This is a genomic window from Streptomyces sp. NPDC093149 (assembly GCF_044754145.1).
Lineage (GTDB): Bacteria > Actinomycetota > Actinomycetes > Streptomycetales > Streptomycetaceae > Streptomyces.
This window is the reverse complement of record NZ_JBIVON010000001.1, coordinates 630868-652038: the sequence shown is the minus strand read 5'-3', so window position 1 is coordinate 652038 and position 21171 is coordinate 630868. Positions and strand designations below refer to the sequence as shown.

General features: G+C 72.1%; 14 protein-coding genes. 5 read left to right on the top strand and 9 right to left on the bottom strand.

Features of this window, described 5'->3' with window-relative positions:
• The first annotated feature begins 11 nt into the window (after positions 1 to 11).
• Positions 12 to 1535, top strand: a complete 1524-nt coding sequence (locus ACIQCZ_RS03150) for a sigma factor-like helix-turn-helix DNA-binding protein (RefSeq protein ID WP_402279092.1) — start codon at positions 12 to 14, stop codon at positions 1533 to 1535.
• 141 nt (positions 1536 to 1676) lie between these two features.
• On the opposite strand, the gene sucD is transcribed toward ACIQCZ_RS03150, so the two are convergent.
• The 6 genes from sucD to ACIQCZ_RS03120 all read right to left on the bottom strand — a co-directional run bounded on the left by sucD (position 1677) and on the right by ACIQCZ_RS03120 (position 9656).
• Positions 1677 to 2561 (bottom strand): succinate--CoA ligase subunit alpha, encoded by an 885-nt coding sequence (gene sucD, locus ACIQCZ_RS03145; protein WP_402279090.1) that lies wholly within the window; start codon positions 2559 to 2561, stop codon positions 1677 to 1679.
• A gap of 21 nt (positions 2562 to 2582) precedes the next feature.
• Positions 2583 to 3764: an ADP-forming succinate--CoA ligase subunit beta gene (sucC, locus tag ACIQCZ_RS03140; protein ID WP_351074458.1), complete on the bottom strand. Its 1182-nt coding sequence runs from the start codon at positions 3762 to 3764 to the stop codon at positions 2583 to 2585.
• A gap of 525 nt (positions 3765 to 4289) precedes the next feature.
• Positions 4290 to 5510 carry a vWA domain-containing protein gene (locus ACIQCZ_RS03135; RefSeq protein WP_402279087.1) on the bottom strand — a complete coding sequence of 407 codons (1221 nt, stop codon included), beginning with the start codon at positions 5508 to 5510 and terminating at the stop codon, positions 4290 to 4292.
• The gene (locus ACIQCZ_RS03130; RefSeq protein ID WP_402279084.1) at positions 5507 to 7999 is read right to left on the bottom strand and encodes a DUF5682 family protein; all 2493 of its coding nucleotides are present in this window, start codon (positions 7997 to 7999) and stop codon (positions 5507 to 5509) included. The genes ACIQCZ_RS03135 and ACIQCZ_RS03130 overlap by 4 nt, the downstream gene beginning before the upstream one ends.
• Positions 7996 to 9108, bottom strand: coding sequence for an AAA family ATPase (locus tag ACIQCZ_RS03125; protein WP_402279082.1), 1113 nt, complete (start codon positions 9106 to 9108; stop codon positions 7996 to 7998). The genes ACIQCZ_RS03130 and ACIQCZ_RS03125 overlap by 4 nt, the downstream gene beginning before the upstream one ends.
• A gap of 110 nt (positions 9109 to 9218) precedes the next feature.
• Positions 9219 to 9656 (bottom strand): hypothetical protein, encoded by a 438-nt coding sequence (locus ACIQCZ_RS03120; protein ID WP_402279080.1) that lies wholly within the window; start codon positions 9654 to 9656, stop codon positions 9219 to 9221.
• Between the two features lie 132 nt (positions 9657 to 9788).
• Here ACIQCZ_RS03120 and ACIQCZ_RS03115 point away from each other — a divergent pair, with 132 nt between their 5' ends.
• Together ACIQCZ_RS03115 and ACIQCZ_RS03110 are read left to right on the top strand one after the other, a co-directional pair.
• The gene (locus tag ACIQCZ_RS03115) at positions 9789 to 11240 is read left to right on the top strand and encodes an SWIM zinc finger family protein (RefSeq protein ID WP_402279078.1); all 1452 of its coding nucleotides are present in this window, start codon (positions 9789 to 9791) and stop codon (positions 11238 to 11240) included.
• A 22-nt stretch (positions 11241 to 11262) separates the two neighbouring features.
• Positions 11263 to 12897, top strand: coding sequence for a DUF5691 domain-containing protein (locus ACIQCZ_RS03110; RefSeq protein WP_402279076.1), 1635 nt, complete (start codon positions 11263 to 11265; stop codon positions 12895 to 12897).
• Between the two features lie 307 nt (positions 12898 to 13204).
• Here the strand turns inward: ACIQCZ_RS03110 and ACIQCZ_RS03105 are convergent, their stop codons facing one another.
• Positions 13205 to 13618 (bottom strand): cobalamin B12-binding domain-containing protein, encoded by a 414-nt coding sequence (locus ACIQCZ_RS03105; RefSeq protein WP_266415302.1) that lies wholly within the window; start codon positions 13616 to 13618, stop codon positions 13205 to 13207.
• A gap of 485 nt (positions 13619 to 14103) precedes the next feature.
• Between ACIQCZ_RS03105 and ACIQCZ_RS03100 the strand changes: the two genes are divergently transcribed.
• Positions 14104 to 15006, top strand: a complete 903-nt coding sequence (locus tag ACIQCZ_RS03100) for an esterase/lipase family protein (RefSeq protein WP_402279074.1) — start codon at positions 14104 to 14106, stop codon at positions 15004 to 15006.
• A gap of 64 nt (positions 15007 to 15070) precedes the next feature.
• On the opposite strand, the gene ACIQCZ_RS03095 is transcribed toward ACIQCZ_RS03100, so the two are convergent.
• Positions 15071 to 16204: a winged helix DNA-binding domain-containing protein gene (locus tag ACIQCZ_RS03095; protein ID WP_402279072.1), complete on the bottom strand. Its 1134-nt coding sequence runs from the start codon at positions 16202 to 16204 to the stop codon at positions 15071 to 15073.
• Between the two features lie 540 nt (positions 16205 to 16744).
• Between ACIQCZ_RS03095 and ACIQCZ_RS03090 the strand changes: the two genes are divergently transcribed.
• Entirely contained in the window at positions 16745 to 18379 is a 1635-nt protein-coding gene (locus ACIQCZ_RS03090; RefSeq protein WP_402279070.1) for a M23 family metallopeptidase, read from the top strand.
• Positions 18380 to 18453: 74 nt separating this feature from the next.
• Here the strand turns inward: ACIQCZ_RS03090 and pcrA are convergent, their stop codons facing one another.
• Positions 18454 to 20898 (bottom strand): DNA helicase PcrA, encoded by a 2445-nt coding sequence (pcrA, locus tag ACIQCZ_RS03085; protein ID WP_402279068.1) that lies wholly within the window; start codon positions 20896 to 20898, stop codon positions 18454 to 18456.
• Positions 20899 to 21171: the final 273 nt, after the last annotated feature.

Sequence of the window (21171 nt, the reverse complement as noted above, 5' to 3'; positions counted from 1 at the left end):
GGGGGTCATTCATGACGCAGAGCTCGACCGATGCGACCACCGCACATCCGCTTCCCGCCCCCAAGGAGCGCCGCAGGCTGCGTGAGGCGAAGTCGTTGAGCGAAGAGCAGGTCGCGACGGCGGTGGGCGTCACCCGGGCCACGGTCCGCGACTGGGAACGGGGCCGCGCCACGCCCCGGGGACGCAGGCGTGAGGTGTACGCCAGGCTGATCGGCAGCAGCCGGAGAGGCTCCCGGGCCACGCCCGCGAGTACCCGGAACAAGCCCGCCACCACGAGCACCCGGCCGAAGGCCGCCACCGAACGGGCGGCCCGGCCGGTGACACCGACGACGGTCAAAGGACTGTCCGAGCCGACGGCGTCTCCTGCGCCGTCCCCTCCGTCGTCCCGCCCGCCGACCCCCGTCGCAGCCACCGGGAGCACCGCCATGGCCCCGACCGAGCCCGGCACCACCCCCGATCTGTCCGGCCCGTCCGGAACATCGGGCACACTCCGCACACCCAGCACGTCCGGCACACCCAGCACGTCCGGCACACCCAGCACGTCCAGTACACCCGGCACGTCCGGCACGTCCGGCACGTCCGGCACGTCCGGCACGTCCGGCACGGGCAACGGATCTGCCGTGCCGGCCGCACCCGCCGCCCATGCCGCACCTGAAACACGCAGCGCCGACGAATCGCCCGAGGCGGTTGAGGCGGTTGAGGCGGTTGAAGCGCCCGGGGCGGCTGCCGAGGCTTTCGACGCCCTGTACGCGCATTGCGCCACCGCCCTCCTGCACCAGACGTTTCTGCTGACCGGGCGCAGCGGTCTCTCCCAGGAGTCCGTCGCACGAGCCTTCGCGCTGGCCTGGGAACGCTGGCCCGAGGTCGCGGTGGACCGCGATCCGGTCGGCTGGGTGCGCGCCGCCGCCTACGAGTACGCGACATCGCCCTGGCACCGGCTGCGCCGCACGCACCGCCGCTTCGACCCGCCGCCCGCCGAACCCGGTGCGCGCGCGCTGCTCGACGCGCTGCTCTCGCTGCCGCCGTCGTACCGTCGGACCCTGCTGCTGTACGACGGTGTCGGCCTGGACCTGCCGGAGACCGCAGCGGAGACGGAGGCCAGCACCCCGGCGGCGGCGAGCAGGCTCATGAACGCGCGTGCCGCGGTCGCCGAGCGGCTGCCCGAGCTGGCGGAGGACTCGTCGCCCGGCGAGCAGTCGGCACTCCTGCACCAGCGGCTCGGTGCGCTCGCCCTGACCCGGGCCCCCGCCCCGCTCCCCTCGCCCGGCGTGATCCGTACGAGGAGCGAGCGCAGGGCCCAGCTGTGGACCAGGGCAGCCGTTTCCTTCACTGCGCTGATCATCGGTCTGACGCTGTTCACTCTGGCGACGGCCCCGACGCGGTACGAGACCCCGCAGTCACCCGCTCAGCGGGTCGACGGGGTGCCGCCCCGCGGCGGCCCGCAGAAGCTCACGCCGCAGGACCTGCAGCTGCAGAAGCAGCTGCTCGGCGAACTCGTCCAGGGGCCGGGCCGGCTGGTCCCCCGAGCCGGCTGAACGCGGGCACCCGGCGGGCCGCGCGAGGGGCTGCAGAGGGCAGGAAACGTCGCGGGCCCGTATCCCTGTGCAAGGGGTACGGGCCCGCGACGTCTGTGCGGTGACGCGTTGGTGCGGTGGTGCTCCGACGCGGTGAGGCGATCAGGCGCCGAGGATCTCGCGCGCCAGCTTGGCGGTCTCGGTCGGCGTCTTGCCGACCTTGACGCCGGCGGCCTCGAGGGCCTCCTTCTTCGCCTGCGCGGTGCCGGAGGAACCGGAGACGATGGCGCCGGCGTGGCCCATGGTCTTGCCCTCGGGGGCGGTGAAGCCCGCGACGTAACCGACCACCGGCTTGGTGACGTTGGCCTTGATGAAGTCGGCCGCACGCTCCTCGGCGTCGCCGCCGATCTCACCGATCATGACGATCAGGTCCGTCTCGGGGTCGGCCTCGAACGCCGCGAGGGCGTCGATGTGCGTCGTGCCGATGACCGGGTCGCCACCGATGCCGACGGCGGAGGAGAAGCCGATGTCACGGAGCTCGTACATCATCTGGTAGGTCAGCGTGCCGGACTTGGACACGAGACCGATGCGGCCGGGCTTGGTGATGTCGCCCGGGATGATGCCGGCGTTGGACTGACCGGGGGTGATCAGGCCGGGGCAGTTCGGGCCGATGATCCGGGTCTTGTTGCCCTTCGAGCCCGCGTACGCCCAGAAGGCGGCGGAGTCGTGGACGGCGATGCCCTCGGTGATCACGACGGCGAGCGGGATCTCGGCGTCGATCGCCTCGACGACGGCGGCCTTGGCGAAGGCCGGCGGCACGAAGAGAACCGACACGTCCGCGCCGGTCTTCTCCATCGCCTCGGCGACGGTCCCGAACACGGGTACCTCGGTGCCGTCGAAGTCGACGGTCGTGCCGGCCTTGCGCGGGTTCACGCCGCCGACGACGTTGGTGCCGTCACCGAGCATGAGCTTGGTGTGCTTCATGCCGGTGGCACCGGTCATCCCCTGGACGATGACCTTGCTGTCCTTGGTGAGGAAGATAGCCATGGTGTTGGAGTCCCTCGTCCCTTACTTCGCAGCCGCGGCGAGCTCGGCGGCCTTGTCGGCCGCGCCGTCCATGGTGTCCACACGCTGCACCAGCGGGTGGTTGGCGTCGGAAAGGATCTTGCGACCCAGCTCCGCGTTGTTGCCGTCGAGGCGCACGACCAGCGGCTTGGTGACCTCTTCGCCCTTGCTCTTGAGCAGCGCAAGAGCCTGGACGATGCCGTTGGCGACCTCGTCGCACGCGGTGATGCCGCCGAAGACGTTGACGAAGACGGACTTGACGTCCGGGTCGCCGAGAATGATCTCCAGGCCGTTCGCCATGACCTCGGCGGAGGCGCCGCCACCGATGTCGAGGAAGTTGGCGGGCTTCACGTTGCCGTGGTTCTCACCGGCGTACGCGACGACGTCCAGGGTCGACATGACCAGACCGGCGCCGTTGCCGATGATGCCGACCTCGCCGTCGAGCTTGACGTAGTTGAGGTTCTTGGCCTTGGCGGCAGCCTCGAGCGGGTTGGCTGCGGCCTTGTCCTCGAGAGCCTCGTGCTCGGGCTGACGGAAGTCGGCGTTCTCGTCGAGAGACACCTTGCCGTCCAGCGCCAGGACGTCGCCGGAGGCGACCTTGGCGAGCGGGTTGACCTCGACGAGGAGCGCGTCCTCGGCGACGAAGGTGTCCCACAGCGTCACCATGACCTCGGCGACCTTCTCGGCCACCTCGGCCGGGAACTTCGCCTGGGCGACGATCTCGCGGGCCTTCTCGATCGTGACACCGGTGTTGGAGTCGACCGGGACCTTCGCAAGGGCCTCGGGGGTCTTCGCCGCGACCTCCTCGATGTCCATGCCGCCCTGCACCGAGGCCATGGCCAGGAAGGTGCGGTTGGTGCGGTCGAGGAGGTACGAGACGTAGTACTCCTCAAGAATCTCCGGCGCGGTCTCGGCGATCATCACCTTGTGGACCGTGTGGCCCTTGATGTCCATGCCGAGGATGTCGGTCGCGCGGGCGACCGCCTCGTCGGGGGTGGCGGCCAGCTTGACGCCGCCGGCCTTGCCGCGGCCGCCGACCTTCACCTGCGCCTTGACGACCGACTTGCCGCCCAGCCGCTCGGTCGCCTCGCGGGCTGCCTCAGGCGTGTCGATGACTTCACCGGCCAGCACCGGTACACCGTGCTTGGCGAAGAGGTCCCTCGCCTGGTACTCGAACAGGTCCACGCGCGTCCGTCCCTTAATCAAATGGTCTCGCGGTTCGTTTTCTGCGTGGGCGTGCCGCGAGGGGCAACGTGACTGCTCTGTCACTAGGAAGGCGCACACGGTGACCCGGGGTACGCGGCATGTCCATCTCGCAGGTTATCCCCGCGCTCCGCAGGACCCTAAATCGCAGAACGCGCCTGAGCGGTGATTACGGTCACAGATCCGGCCCACGGCCGGGTCGCAGTGGACACGACGGCACGGCCGCGGTGTCTGCGGGCAGGAGCCTCGGGACCGGCCGGTCGGGTGGTCCCGGAGCAGCCGGCCGGGTGGTCCCCGGGCAGCCGGTCCCGGCCGCCCGGTCGAACGGGAACGGTCCCGTGGCTCCCGTGCGCCGGGCCGGCCGACGGCGTCATGGAGCGTGCCGGTGACCGTGTCCATGTCCGTGTTTGCCGCCTCGTACCGGTCGGCCTCGTGCCGGTCCGCCTCGGCCCGGTCGGCCGGCCCGGCGGCCCTGCCGGCCCCCGTCCTCGTCGGTGCCGCCTCCCGTCACCGAAGGGTCTCCTTGTCCGGTACGGGCAGCGGCCTCTTCTCGATGGCCGCCGCCATCACCTCCGGGAAGAGATCAGGGGTGCATGCGAACGCGGGCGCGCCCAAGGACCCGAGGGCCGCCGCGTGGTCCCGGTCGTAGGCGGGCGCCCCCTCGTCGGACAGTGCGAGCAGCGTCACGAACTGCACGCCGGAGGCCTTCATCGCGGCGACCCGCTTCAGCATCTCGTTGCGTATGCCGCCCTCGTAGAGGTCACTGATGAGCACGACGACGGTGTCGGCGGGGCGGGTGATCTTCGACTGGCAGTAGGCGAGCGCCCGGTTGATGTCGGTCCCACCGCCGAGTTGGGTGCCGAAGAGTACGTCGACGGGATCGTCGAGCTGGTCGGTGAGGTCGACCACGGCCGTGTCGAAGACGACGAGCCTGGTGCGCAGGGCGCGCATGGAGGCGAGCACCGCGCCGAAGACGGAGGCGTGGACGACCGAGGCCGCCATCGACCCGGACTGGTCGATGCAGAGGATGACGTCCTTCTTCACGGACTGTGCGGCCCGTCCGTAGCCGATGAGCCGCTCGGGGACGACGGTGCCGTACTCGGGGAGGTAGTTCTTGAGGTTGGCCCGGACGGTGCGGTCCCAGTCGATGTCGTGGTGGCGCGGGCGGTTGATCCTGGCCGAACGGTCCAGCGCGCCGGTGAGTGCGGCCCGGGTGCGGGTGGCCAGCCGCTTCTCCAGGTCGTCGACGACCTTGCGCACGACCGCTCTTGCGGTCTCCTTCGTCGTCTCGGGCATGGCCTTGTCGAGCGAGAGGAGCGTCCCGACGAGGTGGACGTCCGCCTCGACGGCCTCCAGCATCTCCGGTTCGAGAAGCAGGGCGGCGAGCCCGAGTCGGTCGATCGCGTCACGCTGCATGACCTGGACCACGGAGCCGGGGAAGTAGGTGCGGATGTCTCCGAGCCAGCGGGCGACCGAGGGGGCGGAGGCCCCGAGCCCCGCCGAGCGGCTGTTCCCGCCCCGGCCACCGGGGCCCGTCCCGCCGCCGTACAGCGCGTTGAGTGCACCGTCCATCGCGGCGTCGCGTCCGGTGAGGGTGCAGCCGGTGCTCTCGGCGCTGTCGCCGCCCAGGACCAGCCGCCACCGGCGCAGCCGTTCGTCGTGCGCCGGGCCGCCGGACGGCGGGCCGGGGGCCCGGTGCGGTGCGGTGCCGGCCGTGTCCGTGGTCATCCTGTCGCCCCCAGCGGTTCCTCGGCGTTCTCGACTCTCTCGTGCCTCTCGTGCCTCTCGTCCCGCTCGCCCGGGTCGACGCCGCCCGGGTCCGGACCGGTGCCGGAGCCCGGACCGAGCATCAGGCGCAGCACCGGTATCACCGCATCGGCCCGGTCCGTGTCGAGTCCGGGGCCGAAGCCGGGCGCCGTCGTGCCGGTACCGGTGGCTGTCGGTCCCCCGGTGGCCGGCCCGCGCCGTACCAGTTCGCCCAGCGTGCGCCGTACGCCCGCCTCGTACGCCGAGAAGGTGCGGCGCAGCAGGGGCAGTACATCGGCGAAGGTGTCGGCGGGAACCCCGGTGAGCCAGGCGTCGACCAGGCCGAGCAGCCGCTCGTCGTGGACGAGGAGCATGCCGCCCCCGGCGGCCCCGCCGACGAACCCCTCGATCCAGGCGGCGGCCTCGGCCGGGGGTGTGCCGGGCGAGAGGGCCAGGCCCATCAGCCGTGCCGCGTCGTCCTCCGCGAGGCGTCCTTCGTCGAGCAGCAGCCGGGCCGCACGGCCCCGGATGACGCCCGCGACCGTGTCCCGGGCAGCGAGCCTGTGCAGTACGGCGGTCCAGCGCGCACGCAGCCCGGCCCCGTCGGCGTCCGCCCCGACAACACCCGTGAGCAGTCCGATCGCGGAGTGGACGCCGTCCACCCGGCGGCGCAGTTCGGCGGCACCGTCGGCATCGAGTCCGGTGCACGCGGGCGGCAGTCCGACGCAGATCCGTTCGGCGAGCCCGGTCGCGACACCGCCGAGCGCCGCCGTGTCCGTGGACCGCACATCGCCGTAGCGCAGGGTGCGGGCCAGCGCGGGTAGTGCGTCGGCTAGATGACCGACGTCGGCGTCGAGCGCGGCGCGGTCGGCCAGGACCCTCATCACCACGGGGAGTGCGTCGGGCAGTTCCGCGAGGAGGCAGTGCTCGGCCAGTGCGGTGACCTCGGCGAGCGTGGTCGCCGAGGCGGCCTGGGACTCGGCCCTGGCGGTCGCGGCGGAGAGCACGGTGGTGCCCCAGGTTCCGGCCTCCGCGACGCGCACGTACAGCTCGGGTTCCCAGCGCAGCCGCCAGCTCTCCCGGAACGTGCCGGTGCTCGCCCGGCCTGCGGCGGGCTCGCCCCAGCCGACGGCGAGGATCCGCAGCCGGTGCAGCAGCCGGCTGCGGGCCGCGTCGGTGTCCTTGCGCAGGTCGAGCTCCAACTCCCGCTCCAGCGCCTCCGGTTTGAGCCGGAGCGTGCGCTGCTGTCGGGTGAGGTCGCGTTGCAGGGGCACGGCTGGGGCGGTGTCCGGCACTTCACCGAGTGTCTCGCCGACGATCAGCCGGTCCTGCACGAGCGCGAGCGGGACATCGGAGCCTTCGCACATCACGGCCCGGATCGCGTCGGTCGTCTCGCCCAGACCGGCGAGCGGGCGGCCCCGCATGACGGCGAGGGCCTCGGCCAGCCGGACGGCCTCGATGACATGGGCGGACGAGACGAACCGGTCCTCGTCGCGAAGGAGCCCGGCGACCTTGGTCATCCACCGTTCGACCGGACGGTCGGCGGCGTCGAAGAGGTGCCCGTACCAGCCGGGTGAGTCGATGCCCGCCCCGTATCCGCTGTGCCGGGCGAGCCGACGGTGCGACCAGGAGACCCAGGTCAGCTCGGTCTTGACCTTGGGCAGCCCCTTGAGCAGGGCCCTGTCGGCGGCGAGCGTGGTCTTCGCACCGAGCGCGGGCACGTGCCAGGCGCCGCAGACGACCGCGACGTCCTCGCCGAACTCCTTCACCGCCTTGCGCAGTTGGAGGCGCATGTACGCCTCCCGGACGGTGTCACGGGGATGGCCGCCGTCCCCGTACACCTCGCGCAGGGCAGTCATCGCCTCGGCGAGCACGGCGAACGGTGCCTGCGGATCGGTGGCCGCGCCGTCCCGGGCGCGGTGTTCGACGACGTCCTCCCACCAGCGCTCCGGGTCGTCGTAACCGGCCGTCCCGGCCAGCACGCCGATGGGGTCGACCGTGGCGGGTGCGGGCGGGCCGCCCGTGCCCGCCGCCGGGTCCGCGCCCGTGTCCGCCGCCGTCCCGCCCTCGTTCCCTTCTCCGTCCTCGCCCCCCTCGCCGTCGTGGCCCGCTCGGCGCTCCTCCGCCTGTGTCATGGCCAGGGAGTTGGCGGCGGGCAGGTCGATGAAACGGACCGGCACGTCGTGCGCCAGCGCCCAGCGGATCGCGACCCACTCGGGCGAGAACGCCGCCAGTGGCCAGAACGCCGCCCGCCCGGGGTCGTCCACGGCGTGGGCGAGGAGCGCGACCGGCGGCCGCATCCGCTCGTCGGCGGCCAGCGGCAGCAGCGCGTCACCCTCCGCAGGCCCCTCGACGAGCACGGCCTCCGGGCGGGCGGCTTCCAGGGCCGCGCGGACGGCGCGGGCCGAACCGGGCCCGTGGTGCCGCACCCCCAGCAGCAGCGGTCCGGCGGGCCGCGCGGCCCGGGTCATACGGACACCTCGCGGCAGGCGCGGTAGAAGTCCTGCCACCCGTCCCGCTCACGGACCACGGTCTCCAGGTACTCCTGCCAGATCACCCGGTCGGCCGCGGGGTCGCGGACGACCGCGCCGAGGATGCCCGCCGCCACGTCACCGGGGCGCAGCACCCCGTCGCCGAAGTGCGCGGCCAGCGCGAGGCCGTTGGTGACGACGGAGATCGCCTCGGCCGTCGACAGCGTCCCCGAGGGGGATTTGAGTTTGGTACGCCCGTCGGTGGTGACGCCGTCGCGCAGTTCGCGGAAGACCGTGACGACGCGCCGGATCTCGGCCATGCCGTCGGGTGCGGCCGGGAGGTCGAGCGAGCGCCCGATCTGATCGACGCGCCGGGACACGATGTCGACCTCCGCGTCGGGGGTGGCCGGCAACGGAAGCACCACGGTGTTGAACCGGCGGCGCAACGCGCTGGACAGCTCGTTGACCCCGCGGTCGCGGTCGTTGGCGGTGGCGATGACGTTGAATCCGCGGACCGCCTGGACCTCCTGCCCCAGTTCCGGGACGGGAAGGGTCTTCTCCGACAGGATCGTGATGAGCGAGTCCTGCACATCGGCGGGGATCCGGGTGAGCTCCTCGATCCGCGCGGTCATGCCTCCGGACATGGCGCGCATGAGCGGACTGGGCACCAGGGCGTCCCGGCTGGGGCCGTGCGCGAGCAGTTGCGCGTAGTTCCAGCCGTAGCGGACGGCCTCCTCCGGGGTACCGGCCGTGCCCTGGACGAGCAGCGTCGAATCACCGCTGACGGCGGCCGCGAGATGCTCGGACACCCAGGTCTTGGCGGTGCCGGGAACGCCGAGGAGCAGCAGGGCCCGGTCGGTGGCGAGCGTGGTCACGGCGACCTCGACGAGGCGGCGCGGACCGACGTACTTGGGTGTGATCACCGTGCCGTCGGGCAGGATGCCGCCGAGCAGGTAGGTGGCGACGGCCCACGGCGAAAGCTGCCAACGGGTCGGCCGCGGGCGGTCGTCGGCCGCGGCGAGGGCCTTCAGTTCATGGGCGAAGGCGTCCTCGGCATGCGGTCGCAACGCCTGCGCGGCCACGGCTGCGGTGGTTTCGGACACGGTCATGGATCCCCCTCCAGATCGGTCGACCTGATGTGGTTCCCACCGTGCACCACGGCACTGACAATCGGTCCCGACCGCAGGTCAGGACCGATCCGGCCGCTTCGGGGCGGAGTTCAGCCCGCCACCGGCGAGACCGCGACGCAACCGCCCGCGGTGAGAAGGTCCTTGCCCTCGGCCTTCTTGATGACCTTGCCCTTGTACGTGATCGAGCAGGTCACCTCGGCCCCGTCCTCGTCCAGGGCGACCGGCATGACGGCGGGCGGCATGATTCCGCGCAAGGTGACGGTCTTCCGCCACGGCAGGGTGGGGGACTCGACCGTCTCGATCTTCGGCTCCATGGCCTTGCCCCCGCCCCCGTGGAACTGGATCTCGTCGACGTTCGTGCCGGTGACCTCGTACGTGACCTCGTAGGTCTCGTCCACGGCCTTGTCCACCTGGTCGACGGCCTCGGAGCAGGCGCCGAGGCCCATGGCGAGCCCGAGGACGACGGTTGCGCAGACGGCAGTACGCACGGTGCCGGTGTGACGCATGTTGCGGACGACGTGGCTCATCGGTTGATCCCCCCGGATCCGAGTGTCGGAGCTCGCAGCGAATCGCAAAGGGACAGCAAAGTCAAGTGGTGTGCATGACGACGAATCAGCAGGTCAGAAGGATTGTCAGTGGCGCGCTCTACCGTCGTTCCCATGCTGCTATCTCACGGGGGAGAACCTTTGCGCGCGGCCGGCCCGGCAGCGCGCTGGACGGTGGAGCAGGTCCTGGCCCTGGCTCCTGACGAGGCATCACGCAGGGCGGGGAGCAAGCTCGGTTCGGCCGGACCGTGGACGGGCGCCGGGTGTGACGGTTCGGGCGCGGTGTGGGGGCTGTGCAGAGGAAGCGGGAGCAAGCCGTATCGGACCGTGGTCGACACCACCGGCCCTGCGTACACGTGCAGTTGTCCCAGCCGGAAGTTCCCGTGCAAGCACGCGTTGGGCCTGCTGCTGGTCTGGGCGTCCGGCGAATCGGCCCTGCCCGCGGGCGGGGTCCCGGACTGGGCCGGTGAGTGGCTGACGGGCCGTCGCAGTCGCGGTGAGGAGATGAAGAACGGGGAGAAGGCCGGCTCTGCGGCGGGCGGCACCCCGGCCACCGGACCGGCCGATCCGGAGGCCGTCCGGCGGCGCGCCGAGCGCCGGGCCGCACGGATCACCGGCGGTGCGCAGGAGCTGGAGCAGCGGCTGGAGGATCTGCTGCGCGGCGGTCTGGCGGCGGCCGATCAGTCGGGGTACGGGCTGTGGGAGGAGACGGCCGCCCGCATGGTCGACGCCCAGGCTCCCGGTCTGGCCTCACGGGTGAGGGAGTTGGGTGCCGTCCCGGCCTCCGGACCGGGCTGGCCGGTGCGACTGCTGGAGGAGTGCGCGCTGCTCCATCTGCTGGACAGCGCATGGCTGCGCATCGACCGGCTGCCGGAGCCACTGGCGGCCACGGTCCGCACACGCGTGGGGCTGACCGCCCCCGCCGAGGGCCCATCGGTCCGCGACCACTGGCTGGTCCTCGCCCAGTACGACTCCCCGGACGGCAAGCTCGTCACGCGCCGGATCTGGTTGTACGGGAGGGACTCCGGCCGCATGGTGTTCCTGCTCTCCTTCGGGGCGGCCGGGCGCTCCCCCGCCCTGGCACTGCCGGTGGGTGTCACGATCGATGCCGAGGTCACGCCCTATCCGGGCGCCGGCCGGCTGAGGGTGGAACTGGGCCGGCAGTTCGGTCTCCCGTCATCGGCCGGTCCGCCACCGTCAGGCGGCACGGTGGCGAACGCGATCGGCGCGTACGGGGACGCGCTGCGCAACGATCCCTGGCTGGACTCCTGGCCGGTGACGCTGCGCGATGTCATACCCGTGCCGTCCGGGGACGGATGGCAACTGGTGGACGCGACGGGGGACGCAGCCCTGCCCCTCACCCCGGCGGCGCTGTCCAGGCCCGGCCTGTGGAAGCTCGTCGCGCTCTCCGGCGGCTCCCCGGTCACGGTCTTCGGCGCATGCGGCCACCGGGGCTTCGACCCGTTCGCGGCCTGGTCCACGGGCGCGGATGCCGACGGTGCCGGGAGCGGCGGCGCCGAGATCGGCACCGCCGCAACGACGTCCGAAACCGTGCCGCTCATCTGACATCGGATTCGAAGGGGGACCCATGCCTCGCACCACCACAGCGCCGCCCCGCACCGCCACAGCCGTACCGCCGACCGTCACGGACATGCCGTGGGAGGAGCTCGTCACCTCGGCGCTCCTCGGTACCGACCGCCGCCCCCCGGAGGGAGGCGGCGGGCCGGTCGGACTGCTGGACGCGGCGGCGCTCCACACCGTTCGGCGCCGGGCGGGGCTGCTGCCCGCCGCCGCGGCCGCCCGTCCCCGCCCGGCGCCCGCCGATCCCCGCCCGCCGCTGCCCCCGGCCGCCCGGCGCAGACTGGCCCAACTCCTCACGGACCGTTCGGCATCGGGCGGCTCGGGCGGCCGGCGCGGCACGGCGCCCGATCTCATGGAGCTGATCCCTCAGTGGCTGGCCACCGCCAACCGGCACGGCTACGGGGCACCGCCCGCGCTGCTCCCGCCCCTGCTGGACGCGGCCAGGTCCCGCACCGATCTACGGCCTCAGGCACTGGCCTTCGCCGGGCCGCGCGGGTTGTGGCTGGCCGCGCTGAACCCCGAGTGGAAGTTCGCGCTGCGCGGCTCGCCCGGCGGCTCGTCGCTGCCCGACGCCACGGATCCGGAAGCGGTCTCCCGGCTCTGGCAGGAGGGCCTCTTCGCCGAACGGGTCGCGTTGCTCGGGGCCGTACGCTCGCACGATCCGGCTGAGGCGCTCGCGCTGCTCGGCACCACATGGACGACCGAGCGCGCCGAGGACCGGCTGATGTTCCTCGATTCTCTGCGCACGGGACTGTCCGCGGTGGACGAGCCCTTCCTGGAACAGGCCCTCTCCGACCGCAGCCGCAATGTCCGCTCGACGGCCGCCGAACTGCTTTCCGCGCTGCCGGAGTCGGCGTTCGCCGGACGGATGGCGGCCCGCGCGATGTCCTGTGTGAGTCCGGACCTCACGAATGACGCCGCCTCCGTCGCCGTGGAGGCCCCGCACGAGTGCGACGCGGCGATGGAGCGCGACGGCGTGGTGGCGGTGCCGCCGTCCGGCCGGGGCGAACGGTCATGGTGGCTGGGCCAGTTGGTGGAGGCCGCACCGCTGGCCACCTGGCCCGCGCGATTCGGCGGCTGTACCGCGCAGGAAGTGGTCTCCCTGCCGGTGGCCGACGGCTGGGCGGAGGAGCTCCATGCGGCATGGTGCCGGGCGGCAGTGCGACAGCGGGATCCGGAGTGGGCCCGCGCACTGCTCGGCTCCCCCTCCGTCCCCCCGTCGCACGGCCCCGGTACGGCGTCGCTCGCCGAGCGGTCGAAGCTCCTCGCGGTACTTCCCCCGTCCGAACGGGGCGAATGGGTGGCCGGCTTCATCGCGGCGCACGGGCTGTCCGAGGCGTTCCAGTTGCTCGGGGTCTGTCCCACGCCATGGGCCGAGCCGCTCGGCCGCTCGGTCGTCGATGCCCTGGACATCGCCCGGGACGCGGGCAGCTACCCCTGGAGCTTCAGCGGTGTGATGGGCCTCGCCGAGCGCTGCCTGAACCCGGCCGAGGCGGACCGTCTCGAAATCCTCACCACCACCCCGGACGAACCGGAGAACGCCTCACCGGGCGCGAACGGCTACTGGTCGGAGGCGTTCCAACGCCTGGTCTCCACATTGCGGCTGCGCGCGACGATGGACGTGGAGCTGATCCCGGGCTGAGGGGGTCGAAGGACTACGGGTTCCGCTCGACCGGCTCCGGGTTTCGCTCAACCGGCTCCGGGTTTCGCTCGGCGGACTCCAGTTCGGCGGCCGGGACGCCGGGCGGCCTGCGCATGGGCCGCGGCAGGGGCCCGGGACCTGTGCACGGCTGGGGAGGACGGGGCCGTCGGCCTGCCCCCGGGTCCGAGCGTCACCCGGGCCCGACCGTCTCCCGGGTCCGGGCATCACGCGGCCGGAGGCCGGGGCAGCCAGTGACTCCGCCCCGGGCAGGCGGGCCGAGCGGCCCGCCGCCTCGTAGTGGGAAGGATCAGGCCTCCGCGGGGTGCCGGACGTTCGCGTTGACCCAGTCGACGATCGATGCCGTCGTCGCACCCGGGGTGAAGATCTCCGCGACGCCCTGGTCCTTCAGCGGCGCGATGTCCGCCTCCGGGATGATGCCGCCGCCGAAGACCTTGATGTCCTCCGCCTCGCGCTCCTTCAGCAGCTCGATCACCTTGGCGAAAAGCGTGTTGTGCGCGCCGGAGAGGATCGACAGGCCGATCGCGTCGGCGTCCTCCTGGATCGCGGTGTCCACGATCTGCTCCGGCGTCTGGTGGAGCCCGGTGTAGATGACCTCCATACCGGCGTCGCGCAGCGCCCGCGCGATCACCTTGGCCCCGCGATCATGGCCGTCGAGCCCCGGCTTGGCCACCACCACACGGATAGGACCGGTCACACCCATCACTGCCTCCACATGCGTCTCCCGTGCCTGAAGGGCCGGGGATGTGAACGAACGTTATCGACAGCATCCCGCAACCCGCCGTTTCGCGGTGGGCGGGGAGGGGGAAATCACACGTGGGACATGTTCGCCGGGCGCCGTTCCCGTTTCAGGCGGCACACCTGCCGTGCGGGACCGGCCGTCAGGGGAGCCGCTACGAGGTCACCGTACCGCCGCGCCGCCAGCCGCGCGGCACGGCGGTACGGCCTGTCGCCCCCTCGGCGCCGGGACCGTCGGTGTCGGGACCGTCGGCGTCGGAAACGGGTACCGGGACCATCACTGTCGGAACCGTCGGCCGAGCATGCGCCGGTCACCACCGGTGAGCGTCGGCCCGCGAACCGGCCCCGGCCGGATGGCCGCGTGTGCCGCCCGCACCTCCGCGACGGCACCCCATGAGGGCATACGGGGACGGGAGCCGCCTCCCCGCCTGCCGGAGCAGGAGGTCGGCCATGAGGGTCCTGCCCTTCCTTCCCCTGCCGCTGCGCCGGCCGTCCCCGTGCTGCGCCCGGCTGTCGTCCGCGTTGCTCAAAGCCACCGCGCTCGAGCTGGTGGTCCTCGCCGGGCACGTACTGCTCTACCCCACCGGCATCGCAGGGGAACGGCGCCCTCCGCCGCGCCCGGCAGGACCGCCCGCCGCCACCGCACCCGCCGGGACGACGGCCCTCCCGTCCGAGGGCGGCGAGCAGCCGCCCGTCGTGCTCCTGCACGGCTTCATCGACAACCGTTCGGTCTTCGTCGTGCTCCGCCGCTCCCTCGCCCGGCACGGCCGACGCCACCTGGAGTCGCTCAACTACTCGCCGCTGACCTGCGACATCCGTACGGCGGCCGAGCTGCTCGGGCGGCATGTCGAGGAGATCTGTGCCCGCACCGGTCACCACGAGGTCGACATCGTCGGGCACAGCCTCGGTGGCCTGATCGCCCGCTACTACGTGCAGCGGCTGGGCGGTGACCAACGGGTCCGCACCCTGGTCACCCTCGGCACACCGCACGGGGGCACGGCCGTCGCCCCGCTGGCCAGCGCTCACCCGATCGTGCGCCAGATGCGCACGGGCTCCGCACCGATCGAGGAACTGCGCAGACCGGCACCCGGCTGCCGTACCCGGTTCGTGAGTTTCTGGAGCGAGCTGGACCGGGTGATCGTCCCGGCCGAGGCGGCCTGCATCGACCATCCGGATCTCGACGTGCTGAACGTACGCGTCAGCGGGATCGGCCATCTCGCGCTCCCCGTCCACCCGACCGTCGCCGGAGCGGTCCGGCAGGTCCTGGAGTCCCGCGAGGCACTGGCCGAAGCCACCGGGGCGACAGGAGCCACCGGAGCGGCCGGGGACACCGGGACCGTTTCGGTGGCGTGATCCCCCGTCCCGCGCCGGTGAACGTCGAGCACGTACCGCCGGGGTCCGGGCGACGGACCGGTGGTCACAGCAGCCGCACCTCCGCGTCGGGGAGCTTCGCCCACCAGTGGTGGTAGCGGCTGTAGACCGCGGCCTCGCGGTCGCCGAGAAGCGCGGTCAGGGACCGGGCCTCGGCGGCGAGTCCGTCCCAGGTGGCGGCCGACAGGGGGTGGAAGGCCGTGGCCTCGATCCGGCCGTCCACCGGGCGCCACACCCCGGCGACATGGCCGTCCACCAGCAGGGTGGGCAGCACGTCGCCGTTCCTCCGGATCACCAGAGGGCGGTAGGCCGGGGGTATCACCCGGCTGCGGTCGGCGTAGGCCAGCAGAATGCTGTCCCACATCGCCATGAGCCGGGGCGGCGCGGGGGTGTCCGCGGGCGGCCGGGAGGCGCCGGGGAGGTCGAACAAGGTGACGCCGTCCGGGCCCCGGAGCTGCTCGACAGCGCCGTCCAGCGCCCCGAGGGCCTCACGGACGGGGGCCCGCCGCACCATGGCGAACTGCGCCACGTCCGCCACCGACGCGGGCCCGAACCCCGCCAGACAGCGCAGGATCAGGGTCCGCAGCGCCTGCGGCTCCACCGCCCGCCCCATGGGGGCGGGCCCCGTCCCGGCCGCGACGAAGGACGGCCGGGGGCCGAATGACCACGGCGCGTCCGTCGGGGCGTGGTGCAGCGGCGCGTACGCCTTCAGCCCCCACCACGCCCCGTCCTTCTTCTCGGCGCCCGTCCGCTCCTCGACCCACGCCTGCATCTGCGCCGAGGTGCGCGGGCTTTGGGAGAAGGCCAGTAGCTCCGGCACCAGCTCGTCGGCGTCCGCGGGGGTCAGTCCCGTGGCGGCGAAACGGAAGCCGAGCCGGGAGGCGTACAGCGTCGGCTGCATCGCCGCGCGGAAGACCGGGTAGTCCTCGGCGTGCACGGCATGCAGGGTGATTCGCATCAGGGTCGCCTTGACCACCGAACGCCCGGTGAAGCCGGCGTCGAGTTCGGCCGGAGCGAAATCGGTGAGCCGGTTCCACAACGCGAGATACGGCGAGGCCGGGTGCTGCGCCTGGAGCGCGACCACGCGCCGCACCCCGTCGGAGACGCTCAGCGGCTCACGCTCCAGCAGCAGTTGGCGACTCAGGGTCGCCCGGTTGAGCTCACGAGCAGTCATCATCACAGCGCAGGATTCTGCCCCACGTCGCACACGCCATCGGTGGTGCGATGCCCGCCCCGGCGCGGTCTCCGGCAGCGGCGGGCCGCCCGACGCTCCACCATCGCTCGGCCGGCGACGGGGAATTGCGTGTGTTCTCCGGATGCGCGATCGCTCTCTCCGGGGGAGAGACAGCGAAGTCGCCTCCGGCACACCCGGTTCCCGTGGCACTCGATCCGACGGCACGCGCCCTGTTCCATCGGCGCGACGGTCGCCCGGCAACGGTTTCTCGGCAGAGGCTTCACCGACAGAAGACAAACCTGGCGGAACCGCCCCCGCACCACCCGCACCACGGGCCTCACAAATGGAACGCGTTTCGAACATAGAGCCAAGGCTGTGTGGACAGTCCGCCGAAAGACGGTCGATTGCCCGTTTCCTGAGCCGCCCGAACCCGCCGAAGATTGTCGGCGTCGCATACCGCCGGGTACAGTCGCGGCCACTGCTCCCCCTGGGATCCCTCACCGGAACCCAGACAAAGGTCCTGCTGCCGAGGCGAGAGAGAAGTTGGTGGACGACCAGCCCCCCCACGCCGGGTTCGCCGGATACGACGGCCGGGCCACCGGCGTTTTCGACAACGATCCGCTCTTCGGCTCCCTCCCCGGCAGCCACGACGGCACGTACGGCAGCGGTTACGACACCGGGCAGATCGCGCAGGCCGTACAGGCCACCCGGGCCGGATACGGCAGTCACTACGACTCCACGCAGTGGGACACGGGCGCACACCCGACCGCCTCGTACGACGCCTACGCCCCGTACGCGACGCAGCCCCCGTCGCAGTACGCCGCGGGTCCGGCGTACGACACCACGACCGCCTGGACGTCCGACGCCGACTACGGCACGGCAGGGACCACGGCCACCGTCACCGCCTTCACCGACGTCCCGGCACAGGGCGGCACCCCGGAGTCCACGGGCCAGTGGGACACCAACGGCTGGTACGGGACCGGCCAGTGGGCGACGGCCGGCACGGCCGCCTACGACACCGGCGCGTACGACGCCACCGCCTGGAACACCGGCGCCACGCCCGAGCACGAACAGCAAACCGCGCAAACCACCCAAACCGCACAGGTGTTGCACGAGGCGCCGTCGTCACACGAGGCATACGAAGCGCAAGAGGCACACACGGCGCACGGGGCGCGCGGAACGCACCAGCCGTACGAGCCCTACGCCGATCAGGACTCCTTCGACTTCGCCGCGCACGAACCCCACACCACCGCCGAGTTCAGCCTCCCGGAAGCGGACTTCGAAACCGACGGACACGGCACCGACAGCCATGGCGCCGACGGTCACGAAGCCGCGGCGGACGACATCGACGACGGCACGGAAATCACTGCCGTCGACACCGTACCCGCCGCCCACAGCCCCCTCGGCCGCACCGCGACGCGCAACGGCGGCGGCAGCCGCAGTCGGCGGCGTTCCCCCGCGAAGCGTTCCGCACTCCTCACCGTCGCCGTTCCCTCCGCCTGCGTGATGAGCGTGGCCGGCATCGCCGCGGCCTCCGTCAGCGGTCTGGGCGGCGAGGACAAGAAGGACGACAGCACCACGACGATGGCGGCGGCCGACCCCGGTTCCATCAAACCGGTCGCGGCCAACAACAAGCTGGACACCCAGCTCGCCAACCTCCGCGCCGACGCCGAGAACTTCGGCGACCGTGTCAGCCGCACCCAGGAGCGCATCGACCTGAGGGAACGGCAGGCCGCCGAGAAGAAGAAGCGCGAGGAAGAGGCCGCCCGCAAGGAGGCGCTGCGCCCCAAGTACGTCATGCCGGTCGCGCAGCACGGCCTCAGCGCGTACTTCGGCCAGGCGGGCGTCAACTGGATGTCCGTGCACACGGGCATCGACTTCCCCGTCTCGTACGGCACCCCCGTCATGGCCGCGACCGACGGCACCGTACGCACCCAGTGGAACAGCGCCTACGGGAACATGGCCATCGTCACCACGGCCGACGGGACCGAGACCTGGTACTGCCACCTGAGCAGCACCAGGATCCGTTCGGGTGCGGTCAAGGCCGGTGACGTCATCGCGTACTCGGGCAACACGGGGAACTCGACCGGCCCGCACCTGCACTTCGAGGTGCGGCCCGGCGGGGGCGCGGCCATAGACCCGCTCCCCTGGCTCCGCAGCCACGGCGTCAACCCGAACTGAGCCGGCCGCCGCCCGCCCCGCCGTCGCGCGGCCGGCGGTCGGCGGCCGCGCGACGGCTCCGGCCGCCGGCCCGCCTACAGCTTCTCGACGGGTGCGTACCGCAGCAGTAGCTTCTTCGGCCGCTCGTCCCCGAAGTCGACCGTCGCCTTCGCCTGGTCGCCGATCCCCTCGACCGCCGTCACCGTGCCCAGCCCGAACTGGTCGTGCGTCACGCGGTCCCCGACCACCAGCGTGATCGTCGGCTTGTCCGAGGTCCGCCGGGTCGCGAAGCCCGAGGGGCCGGACCGCGCACGCGACGAGGACAACGACGAGGTGATCCCCGACGTCGGCCCGGCCGGGGCCGCCATCGGACCGGTCCGCTTCCACTCCAGGTGCTGGTCCGGGATCTCCTCCAGGAACCGGGACGGCGGGTTGTACGAGGGCTGACCCCAGGCACTGCGCATCGCCGCCCGGGTCAGGTAGAGCCGCTCGCGGGCACGGGTGATGCCGACGTACGCGAGCCGCCGCTCCTCCTCCAGCTCCTTGACCTGGCCGAGCGCGCGCATGTGCGGGAAGACGCCGTCCTCCATGCCCGTCAGGAACACCACCGGGAATTCGAGGCCCTTGGCGGTGTGCAGCGTCATCAGCGTGATGACGCCGGAGCCGTCCTCGTCCTCGTCCGGGATCTGGTCGGAGTCCGCGACGAGCGCGACCCGCTCCAGGAACTCGGCGAGCGTGCCCGCGCCTTCCTCACCGGCCTCGCCGCGCTCCTGCTCGAATTCGAGGGCGACGGCGGCGAGTTCCTGGAGGTTCTCGATCCGGGTCTCGTCCTGCGGGTCGGTGGACGCCTGGAGCTCGGCGAGGTAACCGGTCCGCTCCAGGACGGCCTCCAGGACCACGGCCGGGCCCGCGCCGGACTCGACGATCGTGCGCAGCTCCTCCATCAGGGTGTTGAACCGCTTGACGGCGTTGGCCGACCGCGCTGCCATGCCGTACGCCTCGTCGACCCGGCGCAGCGCCTGCGGGAAGGTGATCTTCTCGCGCAGGGACAGCGCGTCGATCATCGCCTCGGCGCGGTCACCGATGCCGCGCTTGGGCACATTGAGGATGCGGCGCAGCGGGACGGTGTCCTCGGGGTTGGCGAGAACCCGGAGGTAGGCCAGGACGTCCCGGACCTCCTTGCGCTCGTAGAAGCGCACGCCGCCGACGACCTTGTAGGGCAGGCCGACGCGGATGAAGATCTCTTCGAAGACCCGGGACTGCGCGTTCGTACGGTAGAAGATCGCGACGTCGCCGGCCTTGGCGTCGCCCGCGTCGGTCAGCCGGTCGATCTCGTCGGCAACGAACTGGGCCTCGTCGTGCTCGGTGTCGGCGACGTAGCCGGTGATCCGGGCGCCCGTGCCGGCGTTCGTCCAGAGGTTCTTGGGGCGGCGGCTCTCGTTGCGCTCGATGACCGCGTTGGCGGCGGACAGGATCGTCTGCGTGGAGCGGTAGTTCTGCTCCAGCAGGATCGTCGTCGCGTTCGGGTAGTCCTCCTCGAACTGGAGGATGTTGCGGATGGTCGCGCCGCGGAACGCGTAGATCGACTGGTCCGCGTCACCGACGACGCACAGCTCGGCGGGGGCGTCGCGCTCGCCGGCCGGGCCGACCAGTTCGCGTACGAGGGTGTACTGGGCGTGGTTGGTGTCCTGGTACTCGTCGACCAGGACGTGCCGGAAGCGGCGGCGGTAGTGCTCGGCGACGTCGGGGAACGCCTGCAGCAGGTGGACCGTCGTCATGATGATGTCGTCGAAGTCCAGCGCGTTGGCCTCGCGCAGCCGGGACTGGTACATCGCGTAGGCCTGGGCGAGGGTCTTCTCGAAACCGTCCGCGGCCTGGCCGGCGAAGGTCTCCTCGTCGATCAGTTCGTTCTTCAGGTTGGAGACCTTGGCCGTGAACGACTTCGGCGGGAAGCGCTTCGGGTCGAGGTCGAGATCGCGGCAGACCAGGGCCATCAGCCGCTTGGAGTCGGCGGCGTCGTAGATCGAGAACGACGAGGTGAAGCCGAGCTTCTTCGACTCGCGGCGCAGGATGCGTACGCACGCGCTGTGGAAGGTCATGACCCACATGGCGTTGGCGCGCGGTCCGACGAGCTGTTCGACGCGCTCCTTCATCTCGCCCGCGGCCTTGTTGGTGAAGGTGATCGCCAGGATCTGGCCGGGGTGCACCCCGCGCTCGGCGAGGAGGTGGGCGATCCGGTGGGTCAGCACCCGGGTCTTGCCGGAGCCCGCCCCGGCGACGATGAGCAGGGGGGAGCCGGCATGGACCACCGCGGCGCGCTGTTCGGTGTTCAGCCCGTCGAGGAGCGCCGCGGAGTCGACGACGGGGCGGTGCGCGCCGTCACGGTAGTACGCGTCCCTGGGCGGCGGGGGCCCGTCGAAGACGCCCTCGAAGAGGCCCTCCGGCACCGCTTCAGGTGCGGAGTCCTCGGGGGGCGGCGGGGGCTCTTCCTCCGAGTGCTGGAGGCCGGCCAGGAAGCTGTCGTCAAAGAGGCTGCTCATCGCTTGTCGAGTCTAAGGGCTGTCCCGTGATCCCCGGCGGGCGAACGACGACAGCTACGACGCCTCGCCGCGTCGCCGCAACGTCCGCATGCATCCAGTATGCGGACGTCCCTCCGCCTTGCGACGCACCGCATCCGGCGCCGCGTGCTGATCCACCAGGGACCGCGGGACAGCCCTCGGGTCGCCGCACCGACATGTGACTGCCGCTCGGCGCACCGCATCCGCCCGCCGGGCACGCAAAGAGAGCGGACATCCACGCCCCGTAAGGGATTC